This is a genomic window from Paraburkholderia sp. CI2, from assembly GCF_014201055.1.
Taxonomy (GTDB): Bacteria; Pseudomonadota; Gammaproteobacteria; order Burkholderiales; family Burkholderiaceae; genus Paraburkholderia; species Paraburkholderia tuberum.
Map to the genome: position 1 here is coordinate 275,139 of NZ_JACHDL010000007.1, position 13,791 is coordinate 288,929.

Genomic DNA, 13,791 nt, shown 5'->3' on the forward strand with positions numbered 1-13,791 from the left:
TGAATCGGCGCGTCGTCCGCTTCACCCACCCAGCAACCCGAATACGGCCACCCCATTCGTCGTGCCGACATACACCTTGCCGTTTGCGATCAATGGTGTGATGAACTTGTTGCCCGTGCCGAACTGATCGCGCGTGCCCATCTGGTTGCTGTTGTACAGCTCGTTGAGCGTGCTCGGGTCGAACGCATGCAAGGCCGCGACGGTGCCGTTTTCGGCGGCCCACACGATGCCGTTCGTGGTGCCGTTCGCCGAGATGCTCGGCGTCGTCCCGGGATAGGCGAACGTCATCGCGCTTTGCGCGGTCGGTGTGATCGACAGCTTCGCGTTGGTCACGGTGAACGCCTTCAGATGATCGCCGACCGAGCCGAAATACACGCGCCCGTTGAAATAGGCGGGCATGCCGAACTCGCCGCCGGCCAGCTGCGCGGGAATCTCCTGATAGATGTTGTCGGCCGCCGGGTTGAACTTGCCCATCGAGTCGCGATTCAGCACGTAGATGGTGCTGTCCTTGCCCGCGCCGAGCGTCAGATGCTGTACGGTGCCGTTCGCGTCGGTCAGGTCCGGCAGCACCAGTGCGCCGCCGGAGCCGAGGTCGATGTCGTCGTGGGCCTCCTGCACGACGTTCGTCATCGCGAAGTAGTCCGCCACCGACAGGCCTCCCGTCGTGCCGAGCTTCAGGAACGTATTGCCGAAATCCTTGCTGGCGGGGAAGCCGCTCGACGTCATCGTCGTGTCGAACGTGCCGTTGGCATCGAGCAGATAGATCGACGAGCCGTCCGACGCCGGTCCCGCGCCGCTCATCCAGATTGCGCCGCCGATGCCGTTAGGCGTCAGGTTGAGCACGGTGGTCTGCTGCAAGGTGTCGGCGCCGTAGCCCATGATCCAGCCCGTATAGCCGCCGTCGTCGCAGTGCGAGGTCCACGTCGTGTAGACCGTGTTGCCGAGCAATAGCAGCCCCGCGCGCTCCGCGTACAACGACGTGGTGAACGGCACGACGCCGTTCGTATTACCCGCGCCGCTGCCCGGGTAAGAGGCGGCGACTTCGGTGGGACCGTTCAGCAGCTCGGCGCCGGTCGCGAGGTCGAGCGCGTGAATGCGATGATGGTAGCCGCCGGCCGCGTCCTTCGACATCGCGACGACGTAGATCGTGCCGTGCGTGCCGCGCGAACGGTCGATCACCGGTGTCGCGGTGATGCCGATGGTGTTCACGATCTGGCTGCAGCCGAGGTCGTCGCTCGGGGTTTCGCCGGTGCCGAGTGTGCGCACCTGCCACAGGGGCGCGCCGGTGTCGGCATCGAATGCGTACACACTGTCGTTCTCGGTCGCGACGTACAGCACGTTGTGCGTGCCGCCCGCGATCGCCAGCGCAGCGACGAATAGCGGCTGCGCGTCGACCTTGCCGTCGACGCTAAAGAAGCCGACCTTGCCGAACGTCGACGCCGCCACGTTGGCGGGCGTCAGCGTGGTTTCGCCGAGGTTCTGGCCGGTGCGCGCGATGTCGTCGTGATAGGTGAGCACGTCGTGCACGGCTGCCGCCGATGTGCCGCCCATCGGGGTGCCCGAGCCGCTGCCCGAGCCGCCGGTGCTACCGGAGGTGGTGCCGCCGCTCGTGGTGCCACCGCCGGTGGTGCTGCCGCCGCTCGCTGCGGCCGGGGCCGATGCGCCGCTGCCGCCGGCGCCGACGCTCGCGCCCGTCGGGGCACTGCTGTTTCCGCCTCCGCCGCCTCCACAGTTCGCCGCGACGATCGCGGCTACCGCGATCGCCGTGCCCAACAGGCTGGCACGGAGCAACAGGCGCATCGAGACCATGGCGGACTCCCCGTTGCTTGCGGCGGCGCCACGAAATATGGGCCGTTTGTCGAGTGTCCGCGCAACGTGGGTTGAGATTATCACCCTGCGTATAGATCGTAAAAGCCAGCAATTAGCGTCTATTCGTCAACTCGGCTGCCCGCAGCAGAACGGTGTAATCGCTCTCTCGAACCATGACTTCGAGCCGGCCAGCTCACCCCGCCACCGCCACCCGCCGCTCGATCGACACCGACCACAACGTCAACAACAGCGCGCCGAGCGCGGTCGCGACGCCGACCCACGGCAGCGTCGTCAGCGGCGCGCCGGCGCCGATCGCCATGCCGCCGAGCCATGCGCCGGTCGCGTTGCCGAGGTTGAACGCCCCCTGATTCAGCGTCGACGCCAGATTCGGCGCGTGGCTCGCCCGATCGACGATCAGCATCTGCAGCGGCGGCACGATCGCGAATGCGAGCACCCCCCACACGAACACGGTCAGCATCGCCGGAGTGCGCGCGTGCATCGTGCCCGCGAACACACACAGGATCACGACGATCGCCATCAGGAACGCGACCAGCGAGGGCATCAGCCGCCAGTCCGCGAGCTTGCCGCCGAGCGTGCTGCCGACCGTCAGGCCGAGGCCGAACAAGAGCAGCACCAGGGTGACCGCGTGCGGCGTGAAGCCGGTCACGTCTTCGAGAATCGGCGTGATGTAGGTGAAGGTCGAAAACAGGCTCGCCGACGCGAACACGCTGATACCGAGCACCATCAGCACCTGCGGGTTCTTCAGCACGCTGAATTCGCGCACGAGGCTCGCCTTGTGCATCTCGATCTTCGCGGGCAGGCACACCGCGAGCGCGGCCGCCGCCAGCACGCCGATGCCGGTCACGGCCCAGAAAGTAGCGCGCCAGCCGACCGCCTGGCCGAGCGCGGTGCCGAGCGGCACGCCGAGCACGTTGGCGAGCGTGAGGCCGGTGAACATCAGCGCGATTGCCTGCGCGCGGCGATTCGGCGCGACGAGCCCGGCCGCGACCACCGAGCCGATGCCGAAAAACGCGCCGTGGCAGAACGCGGTGACGATGCGCGCGGCCATCAGCACCGCGTAGCCGGGCGCGATCGCGCACAGCAGATTGCCGACGATGAACACGCCGATCAGGCTCATCAGGGCCTTTTTGCGCGGCATGTTGGCAACCGCGATCGCGACGATCGGCGCGCCGATCGTGACGCCGAGCGCATACGCGGACACCAGCATGCCAGCCGCCGGAATCGACACGGACAGATCGCGCGCGACATCGGGCAACAGGCCCATGATGACGAACTCGGTGGTACCGATTCCAAACGCGGCAACGGCAAGGGCAAGCAGAGGCAATGGCATGGCGATGATGGGGTGTGACGGGTGAAGCGGCGCGAACAACGGGCGCCGGGCGGGCGATTCCGAAGGCGGAAACGCTGTCGCCGGATAGGGAAAAAACAGTAGGGGATTCTACCTAAGCCAAATCTGGCTTGCAGGCTGTCCGGAAAGCTGTTGTTTTTTGTGGAACGCGGCGGCGGGAGCCCGAGGCGCCGGGCGGCGTTCAGCGCCGCGCGAGGTTGCGCCCGAGTGCCGCGCAGCCCGCATCCGTCAGCGCTTCGACCACGTTGCTGCGATCGTCGGGCTTGAAGTCGGCGATCCAGATCACGCGGCAATGTGCGGACGCGTCGGCCACGACCTGCAGCGTCGCATGATGATGCTCGAAGCGCCCGCCGCCCACCGAGTAGGCGAGCCGCATGTGGGCATCGTCGACGGCAATCACGCGTTCCTCGACCACGGTGCCGTCGGCGAAGGTGACCCAGCGCAGGTCGCCTTCCATGCGCGCCGCGATCAGCACGCCCGCGAATACGCGGGCGACCCCGGCGGGATCGCGCAGCGCGGACCACGCATCGGCCGCGGTGGTTGCCACGGCGATTTCCCGGTAGATCGTCGCCATCGCACTTCCTCCTGTTCGTTTCGGGTAACCCAGGTCTCGTGCGCGCGGGGGTGTCGCGACCGGCGATTGCGAACCTCTCACCGATCGCGCGGCGCCGTCTTATCCGCGATCCGCGTCGAACGTGTCGCCATGACGGCCCGCGCCGGACGCAAAACGCGCCGCGCCCGCCACGCCCTCGGCGAAGACCGCCGCGTAGCCGCCCGCGCTTTCGCGCCGCAATGCCTCGGCGAGTTCGTCCAGCGTGCTGTTCTCGAGCGCGGAGCGACGATCGGCGAGCAGCGCCGCCTGCGGAAACGCGGCGAGTTCCGCGGCGAGTTGCTCGGCAGCCGCGCGCGCTTCGCCCTTCGGCACCACGCGGTTGGCGAGCCCAAACGAAAGCGCCTCGCGCGCATCGACCGCGCGGCCGGTCAGGATCAGATCGAGCGCACGCGACAGACCGATCAGTCGCGGCAGCCGGATCGTGCCGCCGTCGATCAGCGGAATGCCGACACGCCGGCAGAACACGCCGAGCACCGCATCTTCCTCGACGACGCGCAGGTCGCACATCACGGCAAGCTCGAGCCCACCCGCCACTGCATAGCCGGCGATCGCGGCGATCACCGGCTTGCTGAAATGCATGCGCGTCGGTCCCATTGGACCGGGGCCGCTGCCGTCCGCATGCAACTCGTTGCGGCGCGCGTCGTCGGCAAGCGCGCTGAGGTCTGCGCCCGCGCAAAACGTGCCGCCCGCGCCGAACAGCACGGCCGCGCGCCACGCGGGCTCCGCCTCGAAGCGGCTGAACGCGGCGCTCAACGCATCGGCCACCTGGCGATCGACCGCGTTGCGCTGCGCGGGCCTCTCCAGCACGATCGTAGCGACGCCGTTGCCGTCATTCGACTCGATTCGCACATGGTTATTGAAATATTGGTTGGCTATCATCGTTATGTACCTTGAGGGTACCTGAAGGTCGCTGCTGGCCTGTTGATCCGGCAGTGTTACAGCACGCTCATGCAGCGTAATTAATCCGGTGAGTTGTCATGTTTCCATCACATCCGGCTCGTAGCGTTAGCGCTCTATTGATGCGCTGGCGTCCTGTCGCCAGCTTGCCGAGCCTACCTTTGTCCTTGCCTTTGCCCAATTCATCGCCGGCCGCCGCGCCAGCCTGCGCCGGAACGGTGTGGGTCGTGCCGTTGCAGGCCCACTCGTGGTACGACCATGTGCGCCTGAAGCGCGTCTTCGTCACCGACGGCACACGTCACCAGGTCGTGCTCGTCGATCTGCGCAAGCTGCTCGTGTGCGCGGATCGCGACAACACCGATTACGTGCTGAAGCCGGTCGCCGAATGGCACTCGGGCAAGGTCCGCGGCATTCGCGAGTTTCTCGATCCCGAAAGCCCGCGCATTCCGCAGATGCCGTACGTGACGATCTCCACGCGTCGCGCGCCGGGATTGCTCGGCTGGGTCGGCATCGAGCGCGAGGGGGTGGTGGCGTTTCGCAACGGCCAGCATCGCGCGCGCTATCTGGCCGAGGCGGGCGCGCGCTGGTGTCCGGTCGAAGTGCACGAGCGCGAGGCGGGATTGCTGCGTGAGCTGTGCGGCGCGGCCGATGATGCCCGCACCGCGATTCGCGCGACCCAGTCGGGCAGCGACAGCGACGTCTAACTTTCGCGGTCCGCGGCAATTCGCGTACGCCACGGTTATCACGGCTACCCCGCCTGCACGACGTTGCGCGGCGTGCCCGCCTGCCACGCCGCGATGTTCGCGAGCGTGGTCTGCGCGATCTCGGTCATCGCCTCGCGCGTGAAGAACGCCTGGTGCGCGGTGACGATCACGTTCGGAAACATCAACAGACGCGCGAGCACGTCGTCCTGTAGCGGCAGATTCGAATGATCCTCGAAGAAGATGCCGCCTTCTTCCTCGTACACGTCGAGCCCGAGATGGCCGAGCTGGCCGTCCTTCAACGCGCCGATCAGTGCGTTCGCCTCGACGAGCCCGCCGCGCCCGGTGTTGATCAGCATCGCGCCGCGCTTCATCTTCGCCAGCGCGGCGCGGTCGATCAGGTGATAGGTGTCGGGCAACAGCGGGCAATGCAGACTGACGACGTCCGATTCGGCGAGCAAGGTATCGAGCGGCACGTAGCGCGCGCCGAGCGCGAGCAGTTCGTCGGCCGGCGGCCCCGGATCGTAGGCGAGCACCTGCATGCCGAAGCCCGCCATGATGCGCGCGAACACCCGGCCGATGATGCCCGCGCCGATCACGCCGACCGTCTTGCCATGCAGGTCGAAGCCGAGCAGCCCATGCAGCGAGAAGTCGCCTTCGCGCGTGCGCGCGACCGCGCGCGGCAGGCGCCGGTTCAGCGCGAGAATCAGCCCGGCCGCATGTTCGGCGACCGCGTACGGCGAGTAGGCCGGCACGCGTGCGACCGGCATGCCGAGCCGCTCGGCCGCCGCGAGGTCGACGTGATTGAAGCCCGCCGAGCGCAGCGCGATCATGCGCGTGCCGCCCGCATGAAGCCGTTCGAGCGTGGCGGCGTCGACGCTGTCGTTGACGAACGGGCAGACCACGTCGTAGCCATGCGCGAGGATCGCGGTCTCGCTGTCGAGAGGGGATTCCTGGAAATGCAGTTCATAGCCATGCGCGGCATTGGCCTCGGTGAATGTATCGACGTCGTATTGACGACTGCTGAACAGGATCGTGCGCATATCGGGCTCCGAAGAAGCGTGCTTTAGACGTGTTTTGGAAAGTCGGTTTCTCGCAAAAAATAACATTGACAGGGGTGCCGAACTGCAATATTAAATAACGAGCATTCCGAACAAAGCATGTACAAACATGCTGCAAGAAACTGGCCAGACAGCAGATTATCCTTTTCACGATGTTAGGCGACTTCGCGATGAAAGAGTAACTGTCGAGCGTTCGGGAAATCGTTTCACCGCCGGTATCACCAGGCGGTGCGTGCGTCCGGGCGCCCTGGTGCCCCGCTGTGCGGCTCTTCCGGCACCCATCGCGTGGTTCTCCTTTCATAGCTGTGTTTTTCTGCTTCCCGCTATCGGCCATTTGATGTGCCGTGCATCGCGCTTGTTGCGCGCGCGACATCACCATTGCGTCACCTTCTGTCAGACGGTTTGATTCGGTTTTCGAGCGGTTGGTGTTCTGTTTTTCTTTAATCAACCTGTAAATCGGCGAGCCAACATGATCGGTGAATTGCTGAGATCGCAACCCGAAATCGCGCTTTTCGCGTGTCTCGCCATTGGCTATTTCATTGGCTCGTTTCATATCGGCCCGATTCAGCTCGGCGGCGTGTGCGGCACGCTGATCGTCGCGCTCGTGCTCGGGCAGAGCGGCGCGCGCATCGCGCCTGACCTGAAGAACATCGCGTTCGCGTTGTTCATCTTCGCGCTCGGCTTTACCGGCGGGCCGCAGTTTTTCGCGAACATCGGGCGCGGCTGGCGCTATGGGGTGCTGTCGCTGATCGAAATCGTCTCGGTGCTGGTGCTGATCATGATCGCGGTCCGCGTGATGCGGCTCGATGTCGGCACCGCGGCCGGGCTGCTCGCCGGCGCGGCGACCGAGTCGGCGGTGATCGGCACCGCGTCCGAGGCGATCGCCAGGCTCGGTCTCGGCGACGCGGCCACGCAGCGTCTGCAGGCCAATATCGTGACCGCTTACAGCGTCAGCTACCTGTTCGGCCTGATCACGATCGTACTGTTTACGAGCCAGTTCGCACCGCTGATGCTGCGCGTCAATCTGCGCGAAGAAGCCGAGCGCGTGTGGCGCAAGCTCGGCGGCGAGGGCGCGTTCAGCGAAGGGCAGAGGGCGGCCGCGCCGGCACTCGTCGGCCGCGCGTTTCGCATCGGCGACGCCGCTGGCCTGACGGTGCGGGGGCTCGAGGAGCAATACGGCTACAACCTGACCGTCGAGCAGATCGAGCGCCACGGCGCGGACCTGCCGGTCGCCATGGAGACGCGGCTCGCGGCCGGCGATGTCGTGCTAGTCGCTGGGCGGCGCGCCGCGGTCGTCGCGGCGTCAGCGAGCCTCGGCGAAGAGGTGCTTGGCGCCGATTTCGGCCAGGTGTTCGCGCAACGGCTCAACGTGGTGCTGACGCGGCCCGACGTCAGCGGGATGACGGTCGCGCAGCTGCGCGCGCAGGCGAAGCCGGAAAACGCGCGCGGCGTTTATGTCGCCGCGATCACGCGGCTCGAATCGACGATTCCCGCGCTGCCCGGCACCGAGCTGCATCGCGGCGACGTGCTGACGCTGGTCGGCGCGAAAGCCGACGTCGAGCGCGGTGCGAAGCGGCTCGGCTACGTATTGCCGCCGACCGAGAAGACCGACTTCGTCTATCTCGGCCTCGGCGTGCTGGTCGGTATGGCGATCGGGCGGCTCGGCGGCACGATCGGCGGCGTGACGCTCGCGCTCGGCACGGGCGGCGGCTGTCTGCTGTCGGGGCTGCTGTTCGGCTGGGTGCGCTCGCGCCATCCGCTCGTCGGCTCGCTGCCGTCGGCGGCCGCGCAGATCATCAAGGATTTCGGACTCGCGACGTTCATCGCAGCGGTCGGGCTGTCGGCCGGGCCCGACGCGATCAAGCTCGTGCGCGAATACGGACTCGCGCTGCCGCTCGCCGGCATCCTGATGGTGCTCGTGCCGGGCCTGCTGTCGCTATGGATCGGGCATGCGCTGCTGAAGCTCGAAGCGCCGATGCTGCTTGGCGCGATCGCGGGCCAGCAGTGCAGTACGCCGGCGATCAGCGCGCTCGTTGGCGTGGCCGGCAATTCGACGCCGGTGATCGGCTACACGATCACCTACGCGCTCTCCAACATCCTGTTGCCTTTGACGGGACCCGTGGTGGTGGGCCTGGCCGGCAAGCTCGGCTAGCCGGACTTGCCGAAGCCGCATGCCGCGCAGCGCTTCGCACCGCGCGGCAAATCAGGCGCTCGCGCGGCACAGGCGCGCGCCGTACTCGTACCGGGTCTCGCCAACGAACCCGGCAACCACTCAGCGAGGGCACGATGGACTGGCTACACAACATCTTTCACAAGTCACCGGAGATGGCGCTGTTCCTGTCGCTCGCGGTCGGCTATTTCATCGGGCAGATCAACTTCGGCAAGTTCCAGCTGGGCGGCGTGGGCGGCTCGCTGCTGGCGGCAGTCGTGATCAGCCAGGCGGGCGTGACGGTCGACAACGGTGTGAAGGCGGTGATGTTCGCGGTGTTCATCTACGCGGTCGGCTACGACTCCGGGCCCGGTTTCTTCAATTCGCTGAACCGCAAGACGCTGCGTGAGATCGCGATGGCCGTGTTTCTCGCGGTCAGCGCGCTGATCACGGTGGTGGTGTGCGCGAAGCTGTTCCATCTGAACAAGGGGCTCGCGGCCGGGCTCGCGGGCGGCGCGCTCACGCAGTCGGCGATCATCGGCACGGCGGGCGACGCGATCGCGCGGCTCGGCCTGCCCGCCGATCAGGTCAAATCGCTGCAGTCGGACGTCGCGATCGCGTACGCGGTCACCTACGTGTTCGGTTCGCTCGGCGCGATCATCGTATGCGTGAACATCCTGCCGAAGTTCATGGGACAGGGCTTGCGCGAAGCGTCGATCGAGGCGGAGCGCGAGCTGTCGTCGGGTGCGCCGACGCGCGGGCCGGGGCAGGTGTCCGCGCTGCCCGAACTGATCGGGCGCGCGTACCGGATCGACTTCAGCGCCGGCAAGAGCGTGCAGGCGGTCGAGTCGCTGCACGGGGAAGGCCTGACGATCGAGCGCATCAAGCGCGGCGGCCAGCAGATCGAGCCGAAGCCCGACTTCGTGCTGCAACCCGGCGACATCGTGCTCGTCGTGGGCCGACGCGAGGCGGTCGTCGCGTTCGGCGCGAAAGGCAACGAGGTCGGCGAAGCCGAGGACATCGGCGTGGTGATGCAAACGCGCGAGGGCGTGTTCACGCGCAAGGGCATGAATCACACGACGATCGCGGCCGCGCGCCAACTGATCGATCGCGACACGCGGCACGGCGTCTACGTCCAGAGCATCTCGCGCGCCGGGCAGCCGCTGCCGGTGCTGCCCGAAACCGAACTGCAGCACGGCGACGTGATCACCTTCTACGGCTCGCCGAAAGACACCAGGCGCGCGGTCGAAGCCGCCGGCTACGAACTGCCGTACAGCAACAAGACCGACTTCATTTACATGGGCGTCGGCCTCGTGATCGGTCTGCTGATCGGGCTGATCGTCGTCAAGGTGGGCGGCGTGCCGCTCACGCTCGGCTCGGGCGGCGGTTGTCTGCTGGCGGGCCTGCTGTTCGGCTGGATGCGCGGCAAGTATCCGATGTACGGCGTGATGCCGTCGGCCGCCTCGCAACTGCTGAAGGACTTCGGGCTCGCCGCGTTCGTCGCGGTGGTCGGTCTGAATTCGGGTCTGCAGGCGGTCGTCACGGTCAAGCAGAGCGGCGTGACCATCTTCCTGCTCGGCGTATTCGTCACGCTGTTCCCGCTGCTGCTGACGATGCTGTTCGGCCGCTACGTACTGCGCTACAACAACGCGGCGCTTCTGGCCGGCGCGCTGTCCGGCTCGCGCAGCGCCAACCCGGCGTTCGGCGGCGTGCTCGACAAGGCCGAAAGCGCGGTGCCGACCGTACCGTTCGCGATCACCTATGCGATCGCGAACGTCGCGCTGACGCTGCTCGGGCCGCTGGTGGTCGGGCTCGTGTAGCGGCTGATTGCACGTTTAGCGCACTTTGCCGCACTGTTATCGAACGCAGTTCGGTATCGATCTCTATAGCCGGCCGCAACCGGGACCCCTCGCCACGCCGGCGTGTTTCACCTCTTCACTGGAGAACGCATCATGGCAAAAGAGAAGGGCGACAAGAAACGCTCGAGCGTGGACGCGGGTCTTGCCGCGCTGAGCCCGTTCGAACTGAAGGACGAACTGATCAAGGCCGCCGGCGGCGGCGCGGTCGAGCGGGCCGCCAACCTCGCGATGCTGAACGCGGGCCGCGGCAACCCGAACTTTCTCGCGACGATCCCCCGCCACGGCTTCTGGCAACTCGGCCTGTTCGCGATGCGCGAGTCCGAGCGCTCGTTCGCGTACATGCCGGAAGGCGTCGGCGGTTTTCCGCGCCGCGACGGACTCGCAGAGCGCTTCGACCTGTTTCTGCGCGAGAACCGGGGCGTCCCCGGCATCGACTTTCTGCGCGGCGCGGTGTCGTACGTGCGCGATCAGCTCGGGCTGTCCGGGACCGACTTTCTGTATGAGATGTGCGAGGGCATTCTCGCGTCGAATTACCCGGTGCCGGACCGGATGCTGAAGCTGTCGGAAATCATCGTCGGCCAGTATCTGCGCCGCGAGATGATCGGCAGGCATCCGTTCATCGGCGAGTTCGACGTCTTCGCGGTCGAAGGCGGCACCGCGGCGATGACCTACATCTTCAACACGATGCGCGAGAATCACCTGATCAAGGCGGGCGACACGATCGCGCTCGGCATGCCGATCTTCACGCCGTACATTGAGATTCCGCGGCTCAACGACTATCGGCTGAACGTGGTCAATCTCGAAGCCGACGTCGCGAGCGGCTGGCAATACTCGAAGAAGGAGCTCGACAAGCTGCGTGATCCGAAAGTGAAGGCGTTCTTCCTCGTCAATCCGAGCAACCCGCCGTCGGTGAAGATCGACGACGCGAGCCTCGGGCACATCGCCAGCATCGTCAAGGATCGGCCCGATCTGATCCTGCTGACCGACGACGTATACGGCACGTTCGCCGACAACTTCGTTTCGCTGTTCGCGCTCGCGCCAAAGAATACGATCCTCGTCTACTCGTACTCGAAGTATTTCGGCGCGACCGGCTGGCGTCTCGGCGCGGTCGCGACGCATCGCGACAACGTGCTCGACAAGCTGATCGGCGAACTGCCGGCGGACGTGAAGAAGGAGTTGCACCATCGTTACGAGTCGATCACGACCGAGCCGGACAAGCTGAAGTTCATCGACCGGCTCGTGGCCGATAGCCGCACAGTCGCGCTCAATCACACGGCCGGGCTGTCGACACCCCAGCAGGTGCAGATGGTGCTGTTCTCGCTGTTCTCGCTGATGGACACGCCCGACGCGTACAAGAACGCGCTGAAGCGCCTGATCCGTAAGCGCAAGCAGGCTCTGTACGAGGAAGTGGGCATCGCGTTCGAGGACGACGATCCGAACAAGGTCGACTACTACACGATCGTGGACATCGAATTCCTCGGTGAAAGAGCCTTCGGGCGCGAGTTCGTCGACTGGCTGCTGAAGAACACCGAGCCGTCCGAGCTGCTGTTCCGGCTCGCGCGCGAGGCGCGCGTGGTGCTGCTGCCGGGCCGCGGCTTCGGCACGCAGCATCCGTCGGGGCGTGTGTCGCTCGCCAACCTGAACGAGTCGGACTATCGCAAGATCGGTCGCGCGATGCGCAGGCTGATCGAGGACTATGTCGAGCGCTACAACGCGGCAACCGGCAGCAAGCTCGACAAGACAAAGGTGATGAAGTGACTCACGCGCGACCGGCCACGGGCGCCGGTCGCGCTTAGCGGCCTGCTACGCTGGCCAAAAAACTTGCGCGATCGCGCGGTTCGGTGAATGATCGGACGAACGGCCTCGAGCGGCGTGCCTGCCGCGAGGCCGTTCGTTCCTTTGCGCTTCACATTCATATACCGATCATGCCGACTTCAACCTCCACTACCGTTGCTTCGTCCGTCCCCTGTCCGATTGTCGAATCACTCGACGCCATCCTTCCCGAAGAACCGCTGCTGATGATGGGCGCCGGCCCCGTGCCGATTCCCGCCGCGGTCGCGAAGGCCAATGCGATCGTGATCAACCATCTGGGCGGCACGATGGCGAAGGTGGTGAACCAGGTGAAAACGATGGCGCGCTACGTGTTCCAGACGCAGTCGAAGTGGGTGCTCGGCGTCGCGGGACCGGGATCGGGCGCGATGGAGATGGCGATCTCCAATCTCGCGTGGGAAGGCACGCGCATGCTGTGCATCAAGAACGGCTTCTTCAGCGACCGCATGGGCGAAATGGGCCGGCGCGTCGGCGCGCGCGTGAGCATGCTCGAAGTCGCGGACCGCACGGTCGCGAGTCTCGACCAGATCGCCGACGCGCTGCGCCGCGAGCGTCCCGAGGTCGTCACGGTCGTGCAGGGCGAGACCTCGAACACCGTGTGGAATCATCATCTGAAAGACATCGCCGCGCTTGCGAAGGAAGCGGGCGCGCTCGTGATCGTCGACGCTGTCTGCACGCTGAGCACGATGCCGCTCGACATGGATACCTGGGGCATCGACGCGGTGATCACCGGCGGCCAGAAGGGCTTGTCATCGATTCCGGGCGTGTCGCTGATTGCGTTTTCAGACGCGGCTTGGGCGCGCGTCAAAGGCCGCACGGCGCCCAATACGCACTGGTGCCTCGATGCGTCGCTGGCGGAAAACTTCTGGCACAACGCCGGGTATCACTACACGGCGCCGGTGTCGGGCGTGCTCGCGCTGCACGAGGCGCTGCGGCTCGTCTGCGCGGAGACGCTGGAGAAGCGCTTCGCGCGCCATCTGAAATGCTCGCTCGCGTTGCAACAAGGCGTCACCGCGATGGGCCTGCAACTGTATGCGCCGGAGAATTGCCGCCTGAATTCGGTGGTCGGCATCGAAGTGCCGGACGGCCTCAGTCCCACCGACGTCTGCGCGCATATCTCGCGGCAGCATCAGGTGGAAATCTCCGGCTCGTTCGGTCTGCCGATCGTGCGTATCGGCCAGATGGGCGAACAGTGCCGCGAGCACAACCTGTTTCGCACCGTGCATGCGCTGGGCCGCACGATGGTCGATCTCGGCGTCAACGTCGATCTGCCGGCGGGTGTCGCGGCGCTCGAGCGCGGCTTGAGCGAAGGTAAATAAGCATTTTTCCGATGCGCTACGAATAGCATTCGCAGCGCGTATCTTTTGTGCGATCCAGCACTTTATAGTCCCATTAGAAAGTTTTTTCCCGGGCGGTTTCAAAGGTGAAGCGCAACACAGGGCTTAATGAACGGAAGTATCAGGTCGGGAGGCAAGTTCAAGCATGCTGGCGAAGACTTCGAAC

At 65.8% G+C, this 13,791-nt stretch carries 10 protein-coding genes; 5 read left to right on the forward strand and 5 right to left on the reverse strand.

Annotated elements, in window-relative coordinates; genetic code table 11:
- Positions 1 to 21: 21 nt before the first annotated feature.
- The 4 genes from HDG32_RS13245 to HDG32_RS13260 form a co-directional block, all read right to left on the reverse strand.
- On the reverse strand, positions 22 to 1,809 hold the full coding sequence (locus HDG32_RS13245) for a PQQ-binding-like beta-propeller repeat protein (protein ID WP_184067413.1): 1,788 nt from the start codon (positions 1,807 to 1,809) through the stop codon (positions 22 to 24).
- Between the two features lie 193 nt (positions 1,810 to 2,002).
- Positions 2,003 to 3,160 (reverse strand): MFS transporter, encoded by a 1,158-nt coding sequence (locus HDG32_RS13250; protein WP_090805596.1) that lies wholly within the window; start codon positions 3,158 to 3,160, stop codon positions 2,003 to 2,005.
- Between the two features lie 199 nt (positions 3,161 to 3,359).
- Positions 3,360 to 3,752: an SRPBCC family protein gene (locus tag HDG32_RS13255; RefSeq protein WP_184067416.1), complete on the reverse strand. Its 393-nt coding sequence runs from the start codon at positions 3,750 to 3,752 to the stop codon at positions 3,360 to 3,362.
- A 99-nt stretch (positions 3,753 to 3,851) separates the two neighbouring features.
- Positions 3,852 to 4,670 carry a crotonase/enoyl-CoA hydratase family protein gene (locus HDG32_RS13260; protein WP_184067419.1) on the reverse strand — a complete coding sequence of 273 codons (819 nt, stop codon included), beginning with the start codon at positions 4,668 to 4,670 and terminating at the stop codon, positions 3,852 to 3,854.
- Positions 4,671 to 4,810: 140 nt separating this feature from the next.
- Here HDG32_RS13260 and HDG32_RS13265 point away from each other — a divergent pair, with 140 nt between their 5' ends.
- Positions 4,811 to 5,392, forward strand: coding sequence for a plasmid fertility inhibition factor family protein (locus HDG32_RS13265; RefSeq protein ID WP_184067422.1), 582 nt, complete (start codon positions 4,811 to 4,813; stop codon positions 5,390 to 5,392).
- A 44-nt stretch (positions 5,393 to 5,436) separates the two neighbouring features.
- Here the strand turns inward: HDG32_RS13265 and HDG32_RS13270 are convergent, their stop codons facing one another.
- Positions 5,437 to 6,432, reverse strand: coding sequence for a 2-hydroxyacid dehydrogenase (locus HDG32_RS13270; RefSeq protein WP_018419530.1), 996 nt, complete (start codon positions 6,430 to 6,432; stop codon positions 5,437 to 5,439).
- A gap of 487 nt (positions 6,433 to 6,919) precedes the next feature.
- Between HDG32_RS13270 and aspT (HDG32_RS13275) the strand changes: the two genes are divergently transcribed.
- The 4 genes from aspT (HDG32_RS13275) (at position 6,920) to HDG32_RS13290 (ending at position 13,607) form a co-directional block, all read left to right on the forward strand.
- Positions 6,920 to 8,602, forward strand: a complete 1,683-nt coding sequence (aspT, locus tag HDG32_RS13275; protein ID WP_184067425.1) for an aspartate-alanine antiporter — start codon at positions 6,920 to 6,922, stop codon at positions 8,600 to 8,602.
- Between the two features lie 134 nt (positions 8,603 to 8,736).
- Positions 8,737 to 10,419: an aspartate-alanine antiporter gene (gene aspT, locus HDG32_RS13280; protein ID WP_184067429.1), complete on the forward strand. Its 1,683-nt coding sequence runs from the start codon at positions 8,737 to 8,739 to the stop codon at positions 10,417 to 10,419.
- Between the two features lie 132 nt (positions 10,420 to 10,551).
- Positions 10,552 to 12,216: a bifunctional aspartate transaminase/aspartate 4-decarboxylase gene (locus HDG32_RS13285; protein ID WP_184067432.1), complete on the forward strand. Its 1,665-nt coding sequence runs from the start codon at positions 10,552 to 10,554 to the stop codon at positions 12,214 to 12,216.
- Positions 12,217 to 12,383: 167 nt separating this feature from the next.
- Positions 12,384 to 13,607 carry an alanine--glyoxylate aminotransferase family protein gene (locus HDG32_RS13290; RefSeq protein ID WP_184067436.1) on the forward strand — a complete coding sequence of 408 codons (1,224 nt, stop codon included), beginning with the start codon at positions 12,384 to 12,386 and terminating at the stop codon, positions 13,605 to 13,607.
- Positions 13,608 to 13,791: the final 184 nt, after the last annotated feature.

What these genes read in the sequence shown, in the direction of transcription:
- HDG32_RS13245 (WP_184067413.1), bottom strand. Translation starts at nt 1,809, where the DNA reads ATGGTCTCGATGCGCCTGTTGCTCCGTGCCAGCCTGTTGGGCACGGCG.
- HDG32_RS13250 (WP_090805596.1), bottom strand. Translation starts at nt 3,160, where the DNA reads ATGCCATTGCCTCTGCTTGCCCTTGCCGTTGCCGCGTTTGGAATCGGT.
- HDG32_RS13255 (WP_184067416.1), bottom strand. Translation starts at nt 3,752, where the DNA reads ATGGCGACGATCTACCGGGAAATCGCCGTGGCAACCACCGCGGCCGAT.
- HDG32_RS13260 (WP_184067419.1), bottom strand. Translation starts at nt 4,670, where the DNA reads ATGATAGCCAACCAATATTTCAATAACCATGTGCGAATCGAGTCGAAT.
- HDG32_RS13265 (WP_184067422.1), top strand. Translation starts at nt 4,811, where the DNA reads ATGCGCTGGCGTCCTGTCGCCAGCTTGCCGAGCCTACCTTTGTCCTTG.
- HDG32_RS13270 (WP_018419530.1), bottom strand. Translation starts at nt 6,432, where the DNA reads ATGCGCACGATCCTGTTCAGCAGTCGTCAATACGACGTCGATACATTC.
- aspT (WP_184067425.1), top strand. Translation starts at nt 6,920, where the DNA reads ATGATCGGTGAATTGCTGAGATCGCAACCCGAAATCGCGCTTTTCGCG.
- aspT (WP_184067429.1), top strand. Translation starts at nt 8,737, where the DNA reads ATGGACTGGCTACACAACATCTTTCACAAGTCACCGGAGATGGCGCTG.
- HDG32_RS13285 (WP_184067432.1), top strand. Translation starts at nt 10,552, where the DNA reads ATGGCAAAAGAGAAGGGCGACAAGAAACGCTCGAGCGTGGACGCGGGT.
- HDG32_RS13290 (WP_184067436.1), top strand. Translation starts at nt 12,384, where the DNA reads ATGCCGACTTCAACCTCCACTACCGTTGCTTCGTCCGTCCCCTGTCCG.